This window comes from Kitasatospora sp. NPDC058048 (genome assembly GCF_042885555.1).
Classification (GTDB): domain Bacteria; phylum Actinomycetota; class Actinomycetes; order Streptomycetales; family Streptomycetaceae; genus Kitasatospora; species Kitasatospora lactacystinica.
Window position 1 is genome coordinate 116345 of the sequence record NZ_JBHVRT010000004.1, and the last position, 19818, is coordinate 136162.

Annotated in this window: 20 protein-coding genes; 8 read left to right on the forward strand and 12 right to left on the reverse strand. The window is 72.7% G+C overall.

The window, feature by feature from the left end; translation table 11 throughout:
- The first annotated feature begins 1 nt into the window (after nt 1).
- The 4 genes from ACFVVA_RS05900 to ACFVVA_RS05915 all read left to right on the forward strand — a co-directional run bounded on the left by ACFVVA_RS05900 (nt 2) and on the right by ACFVVA_RS05915 (nt 4251).
- Entirely contained in the window at nt 2-772 is a 771-nt protein-coding gene (locus ACFVVA_RS05900) for a cytochrome c biogenesis CcdA family protein (protein ID WP_387686369.1), read from the forward strand.
- A gap of 2 nt (nt 773-774) precedes the next feature.
- Nucleotides 775-2595: a cytochrome c biogenesis protein ResB gene (locus ACFVVA_RS05905; protein ID WP_387686095.1), complete on the forward strand. Its 1821-nt coding sequence runs from the start codon at nt 775-777 to the stop codon at nt 2593-2595.
- 3 nt (nt 2596-2598) lie between these two features.
- Nucleotides 2599-3726, forward strand: coding sequence for a c-type cytochrome biogenesis protein CcsB (gene ccsB, locus ACFVVA_RS05910; RefSeq protein WP_387686097.1), 1128 nt, complete (start codon nt 2599-2601; stop codon nt 3724-3726).
- A 138-nt stretch (nt 3727-3864) separates the two neighbouring features.
- Complete coding sequence (locus ACFVVA_RS05915) at nt 3865-4251, forward strand: hypothetical protein (protein WP_359902817.1); 387 nt, start codon at nt 3865-3867, stop codon at nt 4249-4251.
- A 60-nt stretch (nt 4252-4311) separates the two neighbouring features.
- On the opposite strand, the gene ACFVVA_RS05920 is transcribed toward ACFVVA_RS05915, so the two are convergent.
- Nucleotides 4312-5445 (reverse strand): ScbA/BarX family gamma-butyrolactone biosynthesis protein, encoded by a 1134-nt coding sequence (locus tag ACFVVA_RS05920; RefSeq protein ID WP_387686100.1) that lies wholly within the window; start codon nt 5443-5445, stop codon nt 4312-4314.
- A gap of 349 nt (nt 5446-5794) precedes the next feature.
- Here ACFVVA_RS05920 and ACFVVA_RS05925 point away from each other — a divergent pair, with 349 nt between their 5' ends.
- Nucleotides 5795-6439: a ScbR family autoregulator-binding transcription factor gene (locus ACFVVA_RS05925; RefSeq protein WP_387686103.1), complete on the forward strand. Its 645-nt coding sequence runs from the start codon at nt 5795-5797 to the stop codon at nt 6437-6439.
- Nucleotides 6440-6517: 78 nt separating this feature from the next.
- On the opposite strand, the gene ACFVVA_RS05930 is transcribed toward ACFVVA_RS05925, so the two are convergent.
- The 4 genes from ACFVVA_RS05930 to ACFVVA_RS05945 form a co-directional block, all read right to left on the reverse strand.
- Entirely contained in the window at nt 6518-7129 is a 612-nt protein-coding gene (locus ACFVVA_RS05930) for a ScbR family autoregulator-binding transcription factor (RefSeq protein WP_387686105.1), read from the reverse strand.
- A gap of 220 nt (nt 7130-7349) precedes the next feature.
- On the reverse strand, nt 7350-7559 hold the full coding sequence (locus ACFVVA_RS05935) for an acyl-CoA carboxylase epsilon subunit (protein WP_359902827.1): 210 nt from the start codon (nt 7557-7559) through the stop codon (nt 7350-7352).
- Between the two features lie 104 nt (nt 7560-7663).
- Nucleotides 7664-9265, reverse strand: a complete 1602-nt coding sequence (locus tag ACFVVA_RS05940) for an acyl-CoA carboxylase subunit beta (RefSeq protein WP_359902830.1) — start codon at nt 9263-9265, stop codon at nt 7664-7666.
- A gap of 452 nt (nt 9266-9717) precedes the next feature.
- Entirely contained in the window at nt 9718-10140 is a 423-nt protein-coding gene (locus ACFVVA_RS05945; protein WP_387686108.1) for a PLD nuclease N-terminal domain-containing protein, read from the reverse strand.
- 92 nt (nt 10141-10232) lie between these two features.
- On the opposite strand from ACFVVA_RS05945, the gene ACFVVA_RS05950 reads away from it, so the two are divergent.
- Both ACFVVA_RS05950 and mqnP read left to right on the forward strand, forming a co-directional pair.
- On the forward strand, nt 10233-11690 hold the full coding sequence (locus ACFVVA_RS05950) for a menaquinone biosynthesis decarboxylase (RefSeq protein ID WP_387686110.1): 1458 nt from the start codon (nt 10233-10235) through the stop codon (nt 11688-11690).
- Nucleotides 11687-12583, forward strand: coding sequence for a menaquinone biosynthesis prenyltransferase MqnP (gene mqnP, locus ACFVVA_RS05955; RefSeq protein WP_387686112.1), 897 nt, complete (start codon nt 11687-11689; stop codon nt 12581-12583). Before ACFVVA_RS05950 ends, mqnP begins: the two co-directional genes overlap by 4 nt.
- A 62-nt stretch (nt 12584-12645) precedes the next feature.
- Here the strand turns inward: mqnP and ACFVVA_RS05960 are convergent, their stop codons facing one another.
- From ACFVVA_RS05960 to ACFVVA_RS05970, 3 genes are all read right to left on the reverse strand, one after another.
- Nucleotides 12646-13440 (reverse strand): hypothetical protein, encoded by a 795-nt coding sequence (locus ACFVVA_RS05960; RefSeq protein WP_387686114.1) that lies wholly within the window; start codon nt 13438-13440, stop codon nt 12646-12648.
- A gap of 143 nt (nt 13441-13583) precedes the next feature.
- Nucleotides 13584-14339 (reverse strand): alpha/beta fold hydrolase, encoded by a 756-nt coding sequence (locus ACFVVA_RS05965; RefSeq protein ID WP_387686117.1) that lies wholly within the window; start codon nt 14337-14339, stop codon nt 13584-13586.
- Between the two features lie 145 nt (nt 14340-14484).
- Nucleotides 14485-15711, reverse strand: coding sequence for an FAD-dependent oxidoreductase (locus ACFVVA_RS05970; protein WP_387686120.1), 1227 nt, complete (start codon nt 15709-15711; stop codon nt 14485-14487).
- Between the two features lie 101 nt (nt 15712-15812).
- Here ACFVVA_RS05970 and ACFVVA_RS05975 point away from each other — a divergent pair, with 101 nt between their 5' ends.
- A complete protein-coding gene (locus tag ACFVVA_RS05975; RefSeq protein WP_387686122.1) occupies nt 15813-16622 on the forward strand; it encodes a TetR/AcrR family transcriptional regulator in 810 nt (269 codons plus the stop codon).
- A gap of 55 nt (nt 16623-16677) precedes the next feature.
- On the opposite strand, the gene ACFVVA_RS05980 is transcribed toward ACFVVA_RS05975, so the two are convergent.
- The 4 genes from ACFVVA_RS05980 to ACFVVA_RS05995 form a co-directional block, all read right to left on the reverse strand.
- Nucleotides 16678-17670: an ABC transporter permease subunit gene (locus tag ACFVVA_RS05980; protein ID WP_387686125.1), complete on the reverse strand. Its 993-nt coding sequence runs from the start codon at nt 17668-17670 to the stop codon at nt 16678-16680.
- Nucleotides 17667-18551 carry an ABC transporter ATP-binding protein gene (locus ACFVVA_RS05985; protein WP_387686127.1) on the reverse strand — a complete coding sequence of 295 codons (885 nt, stop codon included), beginning with the start codon at nt 18549-18551 and terminating at the stop codon, nt 17667-17669. Before ACFVVA_RS05985 ends, ACFVVA_RS05980 begins: the two co-directional genes overlap by 4 nt.
- Nucleotides 18548-18940, reverse strand: coding sequence for a GntR family transcriptional regulator (locus ACFVVA_RS05990; protein ID WP_387686130.1), 393 nt, complete (start codon nt 18938-18940; stop codon nt 18548-18550). Before ACFVVA_RS05990 ends, ACFVVA_RS05985 begins: the two co-directional genes overlap by 4 nt.
- Nucleotides 18941-19049: 109 nt before the next feature.
- The gene (locus ACFVVA_RS05995) at nt 19050-19766 is read right to left on the reverse strand and encodes an MOSC domain-containing protein (RefSeq protein ID WP_387686132.1); all 717 of its coding nucleotides are present in this window, start codon (nt 19764-19766) and stop codon (nt 19050-19052) included.
- Between the last annotated feature and the right edge of the window lie 52 nt (nt 19767-19818).

Below are 19818 nucleotides of genomic sequence, written 5' to 3' on the forward strand. Positions count from 1 at the left end.
CCTGCCGCCCCTGTACCTCGCCGACGCCACCTCGACCGTCCAGAGCGGCGCGCTGCTGGCCGCCGCCCCGGTCGCGCTGGTGGCGGGGCTGGCGTCGTTCTTCTCGCCGTGCGTGCTGCCGCTGGTCCCCGGATACCTGTCGTACGTGACCGGCTTCTCCGCCGCCGACCTCGCGGACGCCCGCGGTTCGCGGCGCGGCCGGATGCTGCTCGGCGTGGTGCTGTTCATCCTCGGCTTCACCGCGGTGTTCGTCTCCACCGGCGCCCTGTTCGGCTACTTCGGCCAGGAACTCCAGGACTACAAGCGGATCATCAGCATCGTGCTGGGCTCGCTCACCGTGGTGATGGGCCTGGCGTTCATGGGCCTGGTGCCCGGGCTGAGCATGCGCGAGGTCCGCTCGCACCGCCGCCCGGCGGTCGGCCTGCTGGGCGCCCCGATGCTCGGAGTGGTGTTCGGCGTCGGCTGGACCCCGTGCATGGGCCCGACCCTGACCGCCGTGCAGAACCTGGCCCTCAACCAGGCCGACGCCCAGCGTGGCGCGCTGCTGACCACCTTCTACTGCCTGGGCCTCGGCGTACCGTTCATCCTGGCCGCGGTGGCCTTCCGCCGGGCGCTGGGCGCCTTCGGCTGGGTCAAGCGGCACTACCCGCTCGTCATGAGGATCGGCGGCGGCATGCTCGTCGCGGTCGGTCTGCTGCTCGTCACCGGGATCTGGGACTCGATGATGAGCCAGCTGCAGTCCTGGACCGCCGACTTCCAGATCGGAATCTGACCGTGAGCAACACCACGACCGAGACCGAGCAGCCGCCGGCGCCGGACGACAGTGCCGCCGAGCGGCTCAGCACCGCCCCGGTCGAGTCCGAAGGCCCGACCGGCATAGGGCCGTTCGGCTGGGCCCGCTGGATGTGGCGCCAGCTGACCTCGATGCGGGTCGCCCTGATCCTGCTGTTCCTGCTGTCGCTGGCCGCCATCCCCGGCTCGCTGATCCCGCAGAACGGGCAGAACCAGTTCAAGGTGCAGACCTGGAAGGCGCAGCACACCACGGTCGCGCCGATCTACGAGAAGCTCCAGCTGTTCGACGTCTACAGCTCGGTCTGGTTCTCCGCGATCTACATCCTGCTGTTCGTCTCGCTGGCCGGCTGCATCGTCCCGCGCACCTGGCAGTTCGTCGGCGTGCTGCGCTCCCGGCCGCCGGCCGCGCCGCGCAACCTGACCCGGATGCCGGTGCACGCGGTCTGGCGCACCGAGGCGGACGCCGACCAGGTGAACGCCGCCGCGCACCGGCTGCTGCGCAAGCGCGGCTTCCGCGCCCACCTGTCCGGCGGCGCGGTCGCGGCCGAGAAGGGCTACCTGCGCGAGGTCGGCAACCTGCTGTTCCACCTGTCGCTGTTCGCGCTGCTCGGCGGCTTCGCCTGGTCCAGCCTGGCCGCCGGCACCGGCGGCAAGCTGATGATCGAGGGCGAGGCCTACTCCAACACCATCACCCAGCTCGACGACTTCACCGGCACCCGGTTCTACGGCAGCCAGGACCTCGACCCCTTCTACCTGAAGCTGGACGGCTTCACCTCGAAGTTCCAGGAGAAGGGCGACCAGATCGGCGCCGCCCGGCAGTTCACCGCGCACGTCCAGTACTCCGAGGGCGGCGACCCGTCCGCGCTGAAGAAGTCGACGATCGAGGTGAACCACCCGCTGGAGGTCGGCGGCAGCAAGGTCTACCTGATCGGCCACGGCTACGCCCCGATGATCACCCTCAAGAACGGCAAGGGCGACATCGTCTACCAGGGCGCCGTCCCGTTCCTGCCGCAGGACGGCAACCTGACCTCCACCGGCGTGGTGAAGGCCTCCGACTACGGCGTGGGTCCCGACGGCAACAAGACCCAGATGGGCTTCTCCGGGTTCTTCCTGCCGACCGCCCCGCTGAGCTTCGAGGGCACCGGCCCGGTCTCGCTGTTCCCCGGTGACGCCGCCCCCGAACTGGTGCTGAACGCCTTCGCGGGCGACCTGGGCACCGACTCCGGTCTGCCGCAGAACGTCTACCAGCTCAACACCCGCAAGCTCACCCAGCTGACCCAGGACGGCCAGCCGGCCAAGGCCAGGCTCAAGCCGGGTGAGGGCTGGAACCTCCCCGACGGCTACGGCTCCATCACCTTCGACGGCTACAAGCAGTGGGCCAGCTTCAACATCACGCACCGCCCGGGCAACGAGATCGCCCTGGTCGGCGGCGTGCTGGCGATCCTCGGCCTGATCGGCTCGCTGTTCATCCAGCGCCGCCGGATCTGGGTGCGGGCGGTCGCCCTGCCCGGCGGCGGCACCCAGGTCGAGCTGGCCGGCCTGGCCCGCAGCGAGTCGGCGAAGATCGCCGAGGAGCTGGCGGAGCTCGCGGTCGACCTCCAGGACGACGCCCCGGCCTCCGAGGACGACATCCCGGCCTCCGAGGACGACATCCCGGCCTCCGATGAGGACGCCTCGGCCTCCGATGAGGACGCCGAGGACGGCGCCGGGGAAGCCGACGCCGCGTCCGACGCGACACCCCACGACCCCGAGGCCGAGGCCTCAGCCCCCGCAGTCCCTGCCGACCAGAACTCCAAGGAGTAGACGGTGCAACTCGCCTCGGCGGTCGACCCACAGCTGGCCGACCTCTCCAACAAGCTGATCTATTCGGCGATGGTGGTCTACACGCTCGCCATGTTCGCCCACATGATCGAGTGGACCTTCGGCAGCAAGGGCGCCGTCGCCGTCCGCTCGAAGGTCCAGGCCGGCAGCCTCGGCGAGAGCGCCGCCACGGCCGAGAAGAAGGCCAGGAAGGTCACCGTCACCGTGGCGGGGGCCGGCGGCGGCACCACCACGCTCACCCGCACCGCGGTCGCGGGCGAGGGCGCGACGGTGGTCACCAGCGGGCGCGGCGTCGAGGAGGAGGACGGTCCGGGCGCGGCCGGCAGCAACGAGCGGGCCGACCTGGCCGGCCGGATCGCCGTCTCGCTCACCGTGCTCGGCGCGGCGCTGCACGCGGGCGGGATCGTCGCCCGCGGCCTCTCGGTCTCGCGCTGGCCGTGGGGCAACATGTACGAGTTCTCCTGCGCCTTCGCCTTCGCCATGACGGCGGCGTACCTGGTGCTGCTGGCCACGAAGAAGAACGTCCGCTGGCTCGGCCTGCCGGTCGTCCTCGCGGGGCTGCTGACCCTCGGCATCGCCACCACGGTGCTGTACACCGACTCCGAGCAGCTCGTCCCGGCGCTGCACTCGCCGTGGCTGGCGATCCACGTGTCCACCGCGATCTTCTGCGGCGGCGCCTTCTACGCGGCGTTCATCGCGACGCTGCTGTACCTCGGCAAGGACTCGTTCGACAAGCGCATGGCGGCCGGCCTGACCACCGGTCCGCTGGGCACCTCGGCCTCGATCTGGCGCCGGCTGCCCGCCGCGTCGACCTTCGACAAGCTGTCCTACCGGATCAACGCCCTGGTCTTCCCGCTGTGGACCTTCACCATCATCGCGGGCGCGATCTGGGCCGAGGCGGCCTGGGGCAAGTACTGGGAGTGGGACCCGAAGGAGACCTGGTCGTTCATCACCTGGGTCGCCTACGCCTGCTACCTGCACGCCCGCGCGACGGCCGGCTGGAAGGGCCGCAAGGCCGCCTACCTGGCGCTGGCGGCGTTCGCCTGCTGGCTCTTCAACTACTACGGCGTGAACATCTTCGTCACCGGAAAGCACTCCTACGCGGGGATCTGACCGGGGCACACGATGACCCACCGGCCCGGCTCTCTCCCACAGGTAGCCGGGCCGATGTGCAGGGGTAGTGCGTGCCGGCCGCCGGTCGGTGCGAGAGGGAATTGAGGAGGAAATCGCGCAATGGAGTGCGACGAGGTCATGCTGACCGTCCGAATCACCGCCGCCGAGCGCATGCTGCTCCGCAGGCTCGCCCAGGGACACCGGAGCGACGTGTCCGAGGTGGTGTCCGACGCGCTGCTGGACATCATCCCCACGCTCAGCGCACCGGGGGACGCCTACCGGCTGCTGGGGGCGCTGGCCATGCCCGCGCCGTGCGCCCTGACGGTCTGGCTGCCGACCGCGCTGGCCGACCTGCTGGTGCCGGGCGCGGCCCGGATCGCGCAGATCACCGACGTCCGGGTCGAGTCGGCCAGTGCCGCCCTGGGCGCGGCGCTGCGGTTGTGGCTGGCCCAGGACCCGGTCCGGCTGGCGACCAATCTCAGCGTGATGCACGCGGGCCGGCCAGCCGCACTGGTGGCCGCCTGACGGGGACGAGCCCCCGACGGGGACGAGCCGCCCGTCGCGGACCGGCCACCCGGCGGGGGATCAGCTCGCCAGCGGCAGCCGGGTGCCGCCGAGACCCGGCGCGGCGGGGCGGCCCTCGTAGGCCTCCCGCCGGGCCGGCACCCTCGGGCCCTCGGCCGGCCCGTCCAGGGGTGCGGTGAGCAGCAGGCACTCGGCCGCCGGCCGGCCGTCCTGGAGCAGCTGGACCCGTACCGCCAGCCGGCCGTCCGCCGCGGTCGGCCCGGCAGCCGGCCCGGCGGTCGGTTCGGGGACCGGTTCGGGGACCGCCCGGACGAAGCAGGGCCGGTCCAGCTCGATGTAGCGGTCGAAGGAGGTCACCAGCTCGACCGGCACCACCGGTTCGGGGTGGCGCAGCCGCTGGGCGGCCTGCCGGGCGGCCTCCAGCACCAGCATGCCGGGCACGTGGTCCAGCTCGTGGTCGAACAGCACCGGGTGGGTGGCGTCGGCCCGCAGCAGCCAGGTGTCCGGGGCCAGGGTCGGGCCGAGCACCACGTCGGCGGGCTGCGCGCGGCCGACCAGCTCGGGTGCGGCGGGTGCCGGCAGGAGCGGTGGGGCGGTGCGCCGCGCGGGCCCGCGCAGCCGGGCGTACGAGGCGGGGGAGAGCACCCGCAGCCGGCCGCTGCCGCGGCCGATCGGCCGGCCGTCCCGGGTGACGTCGACGCGGACCCGCAGGGAGACCAGTTCGCCGTGCCGCATCCGGACGTCCTCGCAGCCGACGGTCAGCATCAGCGAGGCGGGGCCGGCGGTGACGGCCAGGCCCGGCAGTCCGGGTTCGTGGAGCGCGTAGGAGAGGTCCTCCATCACGAAGTGGTGGCCGCGCGGCACCCCGAACCCGGCGTGGCCGATCAGCAGTCCGGTCTGCCGGATCGTTTCGGCGAGCAGCACCGGGTCGTGGTAGCGGTCCCCGGGCAGCCGGTAGAAGCCGTGCAGCCGGGGCCACTGGGCGCCGAGCAGGAAGTCGTACGGGCCGGTGGCCTGCCAGCCGGTGAGGAACACCTCGGACACCGAGGCGCGGTGCACCAGGTGCCGGGAGACGGTCCGGTCGTGGAAGTCGTAGCCGGTCGCGGGGCCGTCGTGGAAGTCGAAGCCGCCACCGCTGCCCGGGCCGGGGCGGGCGTACGGGCCGTGCGGGTCCGGCTCTACGATCGATGGCATGACGGGCCCCCGCTTCAGGGTGTCGGTCGGAGCGGCCGCCACGGCCGTCCGAGCAAAACATACATACCACCCGGTTTGTGTTTTGCGACTGGGGGTGCCCGGGCCGCATTCCCCGGCCCGATCACGCTACCTGCCCCGTGGGCTGGGGGAATGCCCGTTGAGGGGGTCCCGGACCATCGATGGGGGTCCGTCCCCGCTGGACGGCGGGGGCGAAGCAGGCGCTAGATTAGATACCAACCATGCGGTTTCGGAGGGTGCCGTCCGCATGCGAGCGCCGCCTCCGCAGGGGCCGCGCCGACAGCAGCCGGGTGGGGCGGGGATCGCGCCCGGCCGAGTCCGGAGGGGGCCAGTGGTCAAGCAGGAACGGGCTGGGCGGACCCGGCAGGCCGTACTGCTCGCCGCCGCGGAGACCTTCGCGCGCGTGGGCTTCGAGGCCGCCAGCCTGGTCGACATCAGCCGGCGGGCCGGGGTGAGCAAGGGGGCCCTCTACTTCCACTTCGTTTCCAAGCAGGCCCTCGCCGACGGGGTGCGCTGCGCCTCCGGACGGGAGGTCGGCTCGGCCGCGCTGCGCGCGCTGCGGGCCGACGGCCCGGCGCTCCAGGGCCTGATCGACTTCACGCACGAGCTGGCCCGGATGCTGCGCGAGGACGTGGTGGTGCGGGCCGGCGTCCGGCTCGGCCGGCCGGGGCCGCGCCGGGACGGTGCCCAGGAGGGGCCGGAGGGCCGGCCGGTTCCGGTGGCCCCCGATGTCGCCTGGCGCAGCCTCACAGCCGTCGTGCACCGGCTGCTGGACCGGGCCGCCGAGGCCGGCGAGCTGTGCCCCGGGGTGGACCGGCGGGCCGCCGCCGAACTGCTCACCGCGGTGGCGGCCGGCCAGGTGCTGCTCGCGGGCGAGGAGACCGGCCGGCCCGGTCCGGAGGCCGTGAGCAGGCTCTGGACGGCGGCGCTGCCGGCCCTGGTGGCGGCGGAGCGGCGGGAGGGCTACCGGGTCTGAGCCGGCCGCCGTGGCCGCCCCGCCCCGGCGGCCCGGCCGCGCCCGGTCGAGCCCGGCGGCCCGGCCGCACCTGGCGGCTCAGGCGCGCTCGGCGACGCTCAGCCGGGCGAGCGCGTGCGGCTGGACCAGGCCGGGCAGCAGCAGCGTCCAGAGGTCGGACAGCCGCTGGACCAGGTCCTGCCGGTCGGCCAGCACCTGGGAGCTCAGCTGGATGCCGGTGACAGCCCCGGTGATCACCCCGGCGGCCGCGGTCAGGTCGACGCCCGGATGGAGGTCGCCGGCCTCCCGGGCGTGCTCCAGCAGGTCGCGGACCGTGTCCATCCAGCCCTGGTAGGCCGCGAGCTGCGGCTGGGTGAAGCTGCCGTGCTCGATCGTCAGCCGGATGCTGCCGCGCACCAGCGGGTCGGTCTGGAGCGCGCGGGCGAAGGCGTAGCCGAGGTCGATCAGGTTCTGCACCGGGCTGTCCGAGGCCGGTGTCCAGCCGGAGATGAAGACGCCCTGTCCCTCGATGACGGCGAGCGCCAGCTCCTCCTTGGAGCGGAAGTGGAAGTACAGCGCGCCCTTGGTGACGCCGGCCCGGTCCAGGATCTCGGACATCGTGGCGGCGGCGTAGCCCCGCTCGTCGAACACCTCGGCCGCGGCGACGAGTACCGCCTGGCGGGTCGCCAGTGCGCGGGCCTGCCTGGCCATCGCAGCCTCCCTGGAGTGTTCTGGTCTCGGCAGCGGCCGATCCTATGGGGGCGGACGGGGCGGCGGACGCATACCGTCCAGTAGGCATCCTACCGAGCCCTCCGCGGGCCCTTCCGGCCCCGGGCGGCCGGGCGGGGGCCGCTCCGGTGCGGCCCCGGGCAATGCCGGACGGCCGGTCACCCGGGCGGGGTGACCGGCCGTCGGCTCGGGCCGTGGGCCGTCAGGCGGCCTGCTGCCAGCTGAACGGCGAGTAGTACGCCGGGCGGCGCTCCAGGCGCTGCCAGTTGGCGATCGGCTCGATCGGCGCGGCGGCGGCGGCCTGCTGCGCGGCGGCGGCGCGCGCGGCGAGGACGGCGGTCAGGGCGGCGAGTTCCTCGTCGGTGAGACTGCCGCGGACGATGCGGACGAGGGGTTCGGCGGAAGCGGTCATGTCCTGGTTTCTCCCCCGGTTGCTGCGGTCTGAGGTGGGTGCCCGGTGTGTACGGGCGGTTGCTGCGGGGCGCGTGCGGTGCGCACGCGCGGCGGAGCGCGCCGCTACATCGGCGGGTTGCCGTGCTTGCGGCTGGGCAGGTCGGCGTGCTTGGTGCGGAGCATGGCCAGGGCGGAAGAGATCACCTGGCGGGTCTCGGCCGGGTCGATGACGTCGTCCACGAGGCCGCGCTCGGCCGCGTAGTACGGGTGCATCAGCTCGTTCTTGTATTCCTTGATCTTCTGGGCGCGCATGGCGTCCGGGTCCTCGGCGGCGTTGATCTCGCGCCGGAAGATGACGTTGGCCGCGCCCTCGGCGCCCATGACGGCGATCTCGTTGGTGGGCCAGGCGTAGGACAGGTCGGCGCCGATGGAGCGGGAGTCCATGACGATGTAGGCACCGCCGTAGGCCTTGCGCAGGATCAGCGAGATGCGCGGCACGGTGGCGTTGCAGTACGCGTACAGCAGCTTGGCGCCGTGCCGGATGATGCCGCCGTGCTCCTGGTCGACGCCGGGCAGGAAGCCGGGGACGTCGAGCAGGGTGACCAGCGGGATGTTGAAGGCGTCGCACATCTGGACGAAGCGGGCGGCCTTCTCGCTCGCGTTGATGTCCAGCACGCCGGCCAGCGACTGCGGCTGGTTGGCGATGATGCCGACGACGTGGCCGTCGATCCGGGCGAGCACGCAGAGCACGTTGGTGGCCCAGCGCTCGTGGACCTCCAGGTACTCGCCGTGGTCGACGATCTCCTCGATGACCTTGCGCATGTCGTACGGGCGGTTGCCGTCGGCGGGCACCAGGTCCAGCAGGCTGTCGTTGCGCCGCTCGACCGGGTCCTCGCTCATCACGGACGGCGGCATCTCGCGGTTGTTCTGCGGCAGCAGCGACAGGAGGTAGCGGACCTCCTCGATGCAGGACTGCTCGTCGTCGTAGATGAAGTGGGCGACACCGGAGACGCCGGCGTGCACGTCCGCACCGCCGAGGCCGTTCTGGGTGATCTTCTCGCCGGTCACCGCCTGGACCACGTCCGGGCCGGTGATGAACATCTGCGAGGTCTCGCGGACCATGAAGACGAAGTCGGTCAGCGCGGGGGAGTACGCGGCGCCGCCGGCGCACGGGCCGAGCATCACCGAGATCTGCGGGATGACGCCGGAGGCCTTGGTGTTGCGCTGGAAGATGCCGCCGTAGCCGGCCAGGGCGGTGACGCCCTCCTGGATGCGGGCGCCGGCGCCGTCGTTCAGCGAGACCAGCGGGGCGCCGGCCGCGATGGCCATGTCCATGATCTTGTGGATCTTCTGCGCGTGGGCCTCGCCCAGCGCGCCGCCGAAGATCCGGAAGTCGTGCGCGTACGTGAAGACGGTGCGCCCGTGGACGGTGCCCCAGCCGACGATCACGCCGTCGGTGTGCGGCTTCTTGGCCTCCAGGCCGAAGCCCTGGGCGCGGTGCCGGCGCAGCGGCTCGACCTCCTGGAAGGAGCCCTCGTCCAGCAGCAGCTCGATGCGCTCGCGAGCGGTCAGCTTGCCCTTGGCGTGCTGGGCCTCGGTGGCCTTGTCGCTGGGGCCGCGGCGCACCTTCTCGCGCAGCTCGTGCAGCTCGGCGACCCGCCCGCGGGCGTCGGCCGGGACCTCGGGGACCTCGCCGTCGACCGGCGCCTCATGCACAACCGTCATCTCGAACCACTCCAAGGGTGAGGGAACTGTCCGACAGCCAACGTCTGCTGTGCCCCCGGCTGCGAATCACTTTCTTCACTTATGACTGTACGAGGGGCCGTGCGCTGGTTTCGGCGTCGATTCCGTACAAGGTCGGGTTCGTTTAGCTGTCAGGCCTGTACAGAAGCTGTCGGTTCGGTCACTGAGCGCTCGGTGTTCGGTTGGATACCGGGGGTTGTCGGACAGATGATGGTCCGATGATCTGAGCATGAAGAAAAGCGCAGGTCAGGGCCGTCTTCCAGTAATGTAGGCCGGTCCTCTTGGGCCCCGCTCAAGGTCCGCTCAAGCCCGGCGGGCAGGGGGGCGCCGTTCGGGTTAGGGGTTGCGCAGTCGTAGGGAAGCGCCAAAAATGCCGCAGCCCACCCCGCGCGGTGGGGGTGGGCTGTCCGAGCGAGCGGGCGGACCTGCGCCGATCAGCCCTTGCGGCCGTCCTCGGGCTCGTCGCCGTCGCGCAGCTCGCGCTCGCGGCGGCGCAGGTCGGCCTCCCACTGCTTGAGCATGTCCTCGTGGTCTTTGTTGCTCTTCTTCAACGAGGCGAGGAACTCGGGGTCGTCGTCCGGAGCCAGCGGGCGCCCGCCGCGCGGGGCGGGACGGCCCGGGCGGTCCTCGGTCGGGTAGCCCGGCCCGGCCCCCGCGGGCGCGGTCCGCAGGAAGCCGCGCTGCTTGCCGGCGATCAGCCAGGCGATCGGGCCCAGCGGCGGGAAGAGCAGCACGATCAGCACCCAGACCACCTTGGGCAGGTGCTTCACCTCGTCCTCGGGCGTGGTCAGGCAGTCCACGAACGCCCAGACCCAGAGCGCGAGCGGAAGGACGATGGTCAGAAGAATCCTCGGCACGGCTGGGATCTCCCCCCGGGCGACGACGGCGGCGGGCGCCTTCCAGGGGCCCTTGACCGGGCCAGGCTATCGGGTGGCGGATACTGACAGGCATGGCATACGACGATCTCCGCTCGTTTCTCCGGGCCCTCGACCGCGAGGGCGACCTCAAGCGCATCAAGGCGGAGGTGGACCCGCACCTGGAGATCGGCGAGATCGTCGACCGGGTGCAGAAGGCCAAGGGCCCGGCCCTGCTCTTCGAGAACGTCAAGGGCTCGTCGATGCCGCTGGCGATGAACGTCTTCGGCACCGAGCGGCGGCTGGCCAAGGCGCTCGGCCTCAAGGGCCCGGACGACATCTCCGAGAAGATCGCCGGCCTGCTCAAGCCCGAGCTGCCGCAGGGCTTCACCGGCTTCCGGGACGCCTTCGGCAAGCTCGCCTCGATGGCGCACGTCCCGCCCCGGCACGTGAAGTCCGGTGACGCCCCGGTGCAGGAGGTCGTGCTCACCGGCGACGACGTCGACCTGGACGCGCTGCCCGCCCTGTTCACCTGGCCGCTGGACGGCGGGTCCTTCTTCAACCTGGGCCTGACCCACACCAAGGACCCGGACAGCGGCATCCGCAACCTGGGCCTCTACCGGCTCCAGCGGCACGACCGCCGCACCATCGGCATGCACTGGCAGATCCACAAGGACAGCCGCAACCACTACGCGGTGGCGGCCAAGCGGGGCGAGCGCCTCCCGGTCGCGATCGCCTTCGGCTGCCCGCCGGCCGTCACCTACGCGGCCACCGCGCCGCTGCCCGGGGACATCGACGAGTACCTCTTCGCGGGCTTCATCGCCGGGGAGCGGGTCCGGATGGTCGACTGCAAGACGGTGCCGCTCCAGGTCCCGGCCGACGCCGAGGTGGTCGTGGAGGGCTGGCTGGAGCCCGGCGAGATGCTGCCCGAGGGCCCGTTCGGCGACCACACCGGCTTCTACACCCCGCAGGAGCCGTTCCCGGCGCTGAAGATCGACTGCGTGACGATGCGCCGCCGTCCGATCCTCCAGTCCATCGTGGTCGGCCGCCCGCCGACGGAGGACGGCCCGCTGGGCAAGTTCACCGAGCGGTTCTTCCTGCCGCTGCTGAAGATCATCATCCCGGACATCGTCGACTACGACCTGCCCGAGGCCGGCGGCTTCCACAACTGCGTGATCGTCTCGATCGACAAGAAGTACCCCAAGCACGCCCAGAAGACGATGCACGCGATCTGGGGCGCGCACATGATGTCGCTGACCAAGCTGATCATCGTGGTGGACTCCGACTGCGACGTGCACGACTACCAGGAAGTCGCCTGGCGGGCCTTCGGCAACGTCGACTACAGCCGCGACCTCACCGTGGTCGAAGGCCCGGTCGACCACCTGGACCACGCCTCGTACCAGCAGTTCTGGGGCGGCAAGGCCGGCATCGACGCGACCCGCAAGCTGCCCGAGGAGGGCTACACCCGCGACGGCGGCTGGCCGGAGATGGTCTCCTCGGACCCGGCCACGGCCGCGCTGGTGTCGCGCCGCTGGAAGGAGTACGGACTGTGAGCACGGCCGCCGCCGAGACCCCCGGGCGCACCAAGGCGTTCCTGCGCCTGGTGGCGTTCGAGCACTCGGTCTTCGCGCTCCCGTTCGCGTACATCGCCGCGCTGACGGCCATGTTCCTCGCCGACGGGCGGGTGCACTGGGGCGAACTGTTCGTCGTCACGGTCTGCATGGTCGGGCTGCGGACCTTCGCCATGGCGGCGAACCGGATCATCGACCGCGAGATCGACGCCCGGAACCCGCGCACCGCCACGCGTGAACTCGTCACCGGAGCGGTGTCGTTGAGGACCGCGTACGTCGGCTCGGCCGTCGCGCTGGTGGTCTTCCTCGGCGCGGCCGCGATGCTCAACCCGCTCTGCCTGGCGCTCGCGCCGATCGCCGTGGTGCCGATGGTGGTCTACCCGTACGGCAAGCGGTTCACGAACTTCCCGCAGGCGATCCTCGGCCTGGCCCAGGCGATGGGGCCGGTCGGCGCCTGGCTGGCGGTGACGGGCAGTTGGTCCTGGGACGCGGTCGTCCTCGGTGTGGCGGTCGGCATCTGGATCGGCGGCTTCGACCTGATCTACGCCTGCCAGGACGTCGAGTCCGACCGCGAGAACGGGGTCCGCTCGGTGCCCGCGCGCTACGGCGTCCCGGCGGCCATCCGCGGCGCGCGGGTGTGCCACCTCCTGACCACCCTCCTGCTGGGCTGGTTCGGGTTCCTGACGGACGCCGGCGTGGCCTTCTGGCTCGGCCTCGTGGTCGTCGCGGGCGCGTTCGTCTACGAGCACACCATCGTGAAGCCGAACGACCTGTCCAGGCTCAACCGGGCGTTCTTCCAGACCAACAGCTTCGTGGGGATCTCGCTGTTCTTCTTCGCCCTGGTCGACCTGGCCGTCCGCGGCCTCGGGATCTGACGCCCGGGCAACCGCCGCGAGGTGTACCGGCGTTACTGAACCGCCGGGCCGGGCGGGCCGGTTCAGCGGAACAGGGCGGCGTGGTCCGTCGCCCAGGCGTGGAAGCTGCGGGCGGGGTGGCCGGTGACGTCCCGGACCGTGGTGGTGGCCGGTTCGGGGGCGGAGAGGCGGGCGTGGACGAGGTCCAGGGCGCCGTCGACGGCGGCGGGGGCCCGGCCGGTGGCCGACAGCCGGCGGCGGGCGGTCTCGCGGGGGACCTCCTGCCAGGTGGCCGGGCGGCCCGCGGCCGCGCCGATGATCTCCACCTGCTCCGCCTGGGTGGGTGACTCCGGGCCGGTGAGGACGTACCGGGCCCCGTCGTGGCCGTCCTCGACCAGGGTGCGGACGGCGACCGCCGCGATGTCCCGCTCGTCCACCGGGTTCAGCCCGGCCGCGCCGCCGTAGCCCCGCACCACGCCCCCGGCCCTGATCTCCTCCGCCCACTGCAGCGCGGCGGCGAAGCCGTGCGCCCGCAGCACCGTGTGCCGTACCCCGCTGCCGGTGAGCAGCGCCTCGACCCCGCCCGCCGGCCGGCCGGGGCCGGCCGGCGACAGGAGCACCACCCGCCCGACCTCCCGGGCCAGCACGCCCACCGCCTCCGTGGCCCCGTCCGCCGTCGGGAACGGCCACCCCAGCAGGACGGCCCCGGCGCCCCGCACCGCCGCTTCCAGCGACGCCGGGGCGAGCAGGTCCCGCGGGGGCAGCGTCCGCACCCGTACTCCGGAGGCCGCGAGCTGCAGCCCGACGTGCCGTCCGACCGCCCCGGAGACGCCGATCACCAGCACCCGGGACGTGCCGTCAACTCGCTCATCTGTCATGCGTCGAACGTAAGCGAGAAGGATGAGACGCCCAATGCGTGCGGGTCTAGGGTCCATGCGTCAGCGTCTACCCGGCGCGTTCACCCGGCGCGCACCCGGCGCGTCCACCCGGGTGCGCGCCGGCCCGGTGCGCCGGCCCCGGCTCAGTTGTGCAGGAAGCCCTCCAGCGACACCGCCAGGGCCACCGGGGCCTCGTACATCGGGTAGTGCCCGCTGCCGCCGAGCTCCTCCAGCTCGGCGTTGGGGTAGTGGGCGAGGAAGGTTCCGCGCATCACCTCGGCGGTGAGGGCGAGGTCGTGCTCGCCGACGATCACCTTGACCGGCACCGGGTTGCCGTCGATCCGGCGCTGGAGGTCGGCCGTCGCCCAGTCGCGGACGTAGCCGCCGAAGGCCTCCGGGGTGGACAGCCGCAGGGACTGGTCGACCATGCGGTCGAGCCAGACCCGGCCGGCCCGCTGTCCGGTGACCAGGTCCAGGATGGCGAAGCGCTTCTCCCGGTCCTCGGCGGCGCCGTAGAACAGCGCCTCGCCCGCTTCGTCCAGGGGATACGCCCCGGCCGGCACCGGGGCCAGGCCGACCAGCTTGCGCACCCGCAGCGGCGCCTCGGCGAGCACCTGCTGGGCCGCCTTGCCTCCCATCGAGTGGCCCACCAGCGAGAAGCGGTCCCAGCCGAGCTGGTCGGCCAGGGCGAGCGCGTCGGAGGCGATCTCGGCGAGGGTGTACGCGCCGGGGACGTCCTTGCGCTGCCCGTAGCCGCGGTAGTCGAGGAAGGCGTAGCTGAAGGCGTCGCCGTCGAGGTAGTCGAGGAACGGGCCCCAGCCCTCGCTGGTGCCGAACCAGTCGTGCAGGACCAGGACGTGGTGGTCGCCGGTGCCGGTCGAGCGGTGAGGGATCGTCATGCCAACGGTCGTTCCCCGCGAACCGCCCGCCCGAACGGACGGTGCGCGGGGGGACGGGCGGCCGCCGCTCGCCGGGAGGTCCCGGTGCCGGGCGGTGCCCCGCGCCGTGGGGCTCACCGGTCGAGTGAACTCAGGTCGAGTGGACTCAGGCGTCGCGCCGGGCGAAGGCCGGGGCGTGCTCGGGGAGCGGGCCGAAGGCGATCAGGCGGGACAGCAGCAGCGGGAAGCCGGGGACGTACCGGGCGAGCCGCACCAGCCGGGTGGGCGGGCCGGCCTGCCGGCCGGTGAGGACCGGCTCGAACATCACGTGGTGCAGGACCTGCTGCACCCCCTGCATGATCACGGTCGGCCGCCACCGGCGGTGCTGGACCCGGGCCAGGGCCGCCACGGTCGGGCGTCCGCGCCGCAGCGGTCCGGCGAGCAGGGTGGCGGCCGCGACGGCGTCCTGGATCGCGAGGTTGATGCCCACCCCGCCGGCCGGGGACATCGCGTGGGCGGCGTCGCCGATCAGCAGCAGCCCGTCCCGGTGCCAGCGGTTCAGCCGGTTGAGCCTGACGTCGAGCAGGTGGACGTCGTCGAGGCCGGCCAGTTGGTCGACCCGGTCGGCGTACTGGGGCAGCAGTTCGGCGATCCGGGCGCGGAACCGTTCGATGCCCTCGGCGCGCAGCTGCGGGTCGGCGCCCTTGGCGCGGAAGTAGGCGATCTGGAAGTAGTCGGCCCGGGCGAAGCTCAACGCCAGGTCGCCGTGGCCGAAGCCGGGGACGAGGCTGGGCGGCAGGCTCTGCTCGTGGGTGTGCCGGGGCAGCCGGAACCACCAGGTGTCGAAGGGCACCGGGAACTCCTCGGGCACCAGGCCGGCCGCTCGGCGCAGGGTGGAGTGCCGGCCGTCGGCGGCGACGGTGAGGTCGGCGTGGAGCTCGCCCTCCTCGCCGTCCCGGGTGCGGTACCGGACGCCGGTCACCCGGCCGGCGCCGTCCCGGAGCAGGCCGGTCGCCTCGGTGTTCATCCGCAGGGTGAAGGCGGGTTCCCGCCCGGCCTCCTCGACCAGGAAGTTCAGCAGGTCCCACTGCGGGATCATGGCGATGTAGTTGTACGGGGGCCGCAGCCGCTCGTAGGCGCTCAGTGCGACGGGGCCGGCGTCGGGCGTCCGGACGACCAGGTTGCCGAGGCGGCTCTGCGGCAGGGCGGCGAACTTCGGTCCGAGGCCGAGTTCGTCCATCAGCCGCACGGTGGAGGCGTGGACGGTGTCGCCGCGGAAGTCGCGCAGGAAGTCCCGGTGCTTCTCCAGCACGGTCACCTCGACGCCGGCGCGTGCCAGCACCAGGCCCAGCATCATTCCGGCCGGCCCGCCCCCGGAGATCACGACGCTCATGGCTCTCCCCTTTCAGTGCTCGATCGATCACTGTCCGTATGGAACCTGCCTTTACAGAGTCTCTGGAACCGTTCCAGATGTCAAGCAGTACGATGCTCCACATGAAGGAGCTGGTGACGGCCGCCCTCACGGCGGCGAAGGAGCGGGGCCAGGACGTCGCCGACGTCCCGCTGACGGCGATCGCCACGACGGCCGGGATCTCCCGCAGCACGCTGCTGCGCCGGCTCGGCGGCTCCCGGGCCGCGCTGGACGAGGCGGTCCGGGAGGCGGGGGTCGACCCGGGCGGACGGCCGCCGGTGCGCGAGCGCGCGATCGAGGCGGCGGCGCTGCTGGTGGCCGAGCGGGGCCTGGCCGGGGTCACCCTGGACGCGGTGGCGGACCGGGCGGACTGCTCGCTGCCCAGCCTGCACACCGTCTTCGAGGGGCGGGACGGCCTGCTCGCCGCCGTCTTCGAGCGGCACTCCGCGCTGCCCGGCCTGGAGGCCCTCGCCGCCGACCCGCCGGAGCGCCTGGAGGACACCGTCCGGGCGCTGCACACCACCTTCGTCGCGGCCTTCGCGCACGAGCCGCGGATCGTCCCGGCGGTCTTCGCCGACCTGCTCGGCCGGCCGGACGGCCCCGCCGCCCGGGTGATGGCAGCCAACCTGCCGCGGACGCTCGACAGCCTCGACCGGCTGCTGCGGCCGCACGTGCGGGCGGGCCGGCTGAGACCGCTGCCCACCCCGGTGCTGATCCAGCTGCTGCTCGGCCCGCTGCTCAACCACGTCCTGATGCGGCCGGTGCTGGAGCCCGCCCTGGGGGCCGGGCTGCCCTCGATGGACGAGATCGTCGACATCTTCGTCGACGCCTACCTGCGGGCGGTCGCCGTCCCCGCGGCAGCATCCGGGAGCGACGGCGACACCCCCCGATGAGGACCGTGATCGGCAGGCCGCGGCGCCCGGCCCGCGGCCACCCGGCCCACCCCGCCTAGGAGATCCGCCGGATCCGCCGCACCGCGAGGAACACCAGCAGCGCGGTCAGGGCCAGGAACAGCCCCGACTCGATCCCCTGGAAGGTCCAGAACCGGTCGGCGGGCTGGTACTCCATCGCGTTGGTGTACGGCCCGGCGCCGAAGCCGTGTTCGGCCATGTTCCTGGCGCAGTCGGCGGCCCCCGGGTCCGTGGCCGGCGGGCAGCCGATCTGCCCGTCGTGCAGCACGGTCTCGCCGGCGCCGTTGCGCACCACCTGGTCGAAGACCCAGTCCCCGGCATAGCGGTTGGGGAGCAGTCCGCTCTCCGCCGCGTACGAGGCCGTCTTCGCCGGGAGGAGGTACGGGCGGACCGCCGTCTCGACCAGGACGCGCACCGCGGCGAACGCGGCGAGCGAGATCCCCATCGCGGGCAGCACCTTGCGGGCCGCCGTGCCGGTGTACACGCCGAGCGCCACCGCGAACAGGGTGTACGCGATCGGGGCGACGCCCTGGACGTCGAAGCTCAGGTAGCCCAGCCGGCCCTGGCCGGTGGCCGCGAAGGGGCCGAACCACCAGGCCACGCCCAGCGCGTACGCGACCGCGAGCAGCACCGCGGCGCCGCCCACCAGGCCGAACTTGGCGAGCACCCAGTGCCGCCGGCTGATCCCCTGGGTCCACACCAGGCGGTGGGTGCCGTTCTCCACCTCGCGGGCGACCAGCGGCGCGCCGAAGAACAGCCCGACCAGGACCGGCAGCAGGACGAACAGGACGGCGACGTAGAGGAGTCCGCCGTACTGGTTCTGGAAGCGCTGATTGAGGCCCTCGCAGCCGCCGGCCCCGGTCAGCAGGCTCTCGTGGCCGAGCTTGGCGAGGCAGGAGCCGAGGCCGCTGCGGTCGAGGGCGCCGCGCATCGCGAGGCCGGTGGGCACCATCACGGCGGCCAGCGCGGCCAGGGCGGCGAGCGTCCAGAACAGTTGCTTGCGGTGCTGGCGCCAGATCAGCCAGGTCATGCCGCCACCTCCGGGGAGAACCGGGTGTCGCCCGCGCCCAGGTAGGCGAGGACGAGGTCCTCCAGGGTCACCGGGTGGACGGTCCAGACGCTCTCGTCCACCGGCCCGTCGGTGCGCACCAGCAGGGTGGACTGGCGCTCGGTGTGGCTGGCCTGGATGACGGCGGCCACTCCCGGTACGGACTCCGTGCCGGTCCGGGGGCCGGTGATCCGGCAGTGCTCGGCGAGCAGGTCGTCCACCGCACCCGTCAGTTGGACCTGCGCGGTGTTCAGGACGACCAGGTGGTCGCAGACCCGTTCCAGGTCGGCGAGCAGGTGCGAGGAGAGCAGCACGGTGGTGCCGCTCTCGGCGACGGCGCCCATCAGTTCCTGCATGAACGCGTGCCGGGCCAGGGGGTCGAGGGCGGCCACCGGCTCGTCCAGCAACAGCAGTCGGGGCTGCTTGGCGAGCGCCAGGGCCAGTGCCACCTGGGCGCGTTGGCCGCCGGACAGCCGGCCGACCGGCTTGTCGAGGGGGATGCCGAGGCGGGTCAGCCGGTCGCGGGCGGGGGCGGCCTCCCAGTGGTGGTTGAGCTTGCCGCCCATGGTGATCAGCTCGTCCCCGGTGAAGTCCGGGTAGAGCGGGGTGTCCTGGGCGACGAATCCGATCCCGGCCAGCGCCGCGACGCCCTGCCGGGGGTCGCGGCCGAACACCCGGACCTCGCCGGCGTCCGGTTCGAGCAGTCCGACGGCCAGGTGCAGCAGGGTGGACTTGCCCGCCCCGTTCGGGCCGACCAGTGCGGCGATCCGTCCGGCCGGGAGCTGGAGCGAGCAGCCCTCCAGTGCCCAGGCCTTGCCGTACCGCTTGCCCAATTCGCGTGCTTCCAGCGCGACTTCCGTCATGTCTTCCCCCTGTTGAGTGTTGCCCGCATCGTGGTGTCGATCAGCGCGGCGATGTCCTCGTGGGTGAGCCCGGCGGTCTCGGCCTTGCGCAGCCAGGCCACCAGGTCCTCGCGCAACTCGGCCTGGTTGGCCAGCGCGGGGCCGGCCAGTGTGCCGACCAGGAAGGTCCCCACACCGGGCCGGCCCTCGGCGAGCCCCTCCAACTCCAGTTCCCGGTAGGCCTTGAGGACGGTGTTGGGGTTGATCGCCAGGGCGCGCGCCACCTCGCGGACCTTCGGCAGCTGGTCGCCGGGCCGGGCCAGTCCGACCCGCAGGGCCTGCTTCACCTGGAGCACGAGCTGCATGTAGGTGGCGACCCGCGAGCGGCTGTCGAGGACGAACTCGATCACTAGTTGTTCTCCTGTCTTATGACAGTAAGACAGGATGGGCGAGCGAAGGTCAAGTCGTCAACCGGAGAAAGGTGTTGACGATCGGTAGGTTGTGCGCGAAAGGCCGTGGTCAGCCCAGGATCAGCCGGTCGCCGACCCGTAGGCGACCCGGGGCGGCGACCTCGGCGAGCGCGTCCAGCCGCCCGCCGTGGGCGTGCACGACGGCCTTGAGGATCTCGGGCGCGTGCGGAAGCCCGGGCTGCGGGGCACCCGTCATCGCGCAGCGCTCGCTGGAGGCGACGAAGGAGAGCCGGGCACTGCCGGGGGCCTCGCCGGACGCCTGGCGGCCGAGCCAGGCGTCCTCGACGAACGGCGGGGTGCCGGGCGGGGTGCGCAGCACGATGTTGGGGCGGAACCGGCGCTCGTCGATCACGGCGAAGGGGACGGCCTCGCGGACCCAGTCCAGGGTGGCGGTGCTGAGCACGCTGACCGGCAGCCGGTCGAAGTGCGACACGGCGTCCTCGCGGGCGAGTTCGACGTCCTCGCGCTGGAGGTAGGCGCGCAGGAAGGCGTTCGGCCGGTCGACCGGGCGGCCGAGCGGATCGAACAGTTCGGGGCCGTCGATCCGGTGGCCGAGCCGGGCGGAGAGGCGGAGCAGGCCGTCCATCCGGCGGAAGCGGCGGGTGTTCTTGCCCGAGCCGAGCTTCCCGGCCGCGTCGCGGACGGCGTAGAGGCGGTCGCCGGCCAGGCCGCGTCCGTCCACCTCGACGGAGTCGAGCCGCTCGCCGCCGGTGGACTTCACGGGGTAGCGCCAGAGTCGCTCGATCACTCCGATGATCTCAGCCATGGCCGGAAAGCGTACTGGCGTTGACGGGGGATGGTCTAGACCAAGTCCCGGG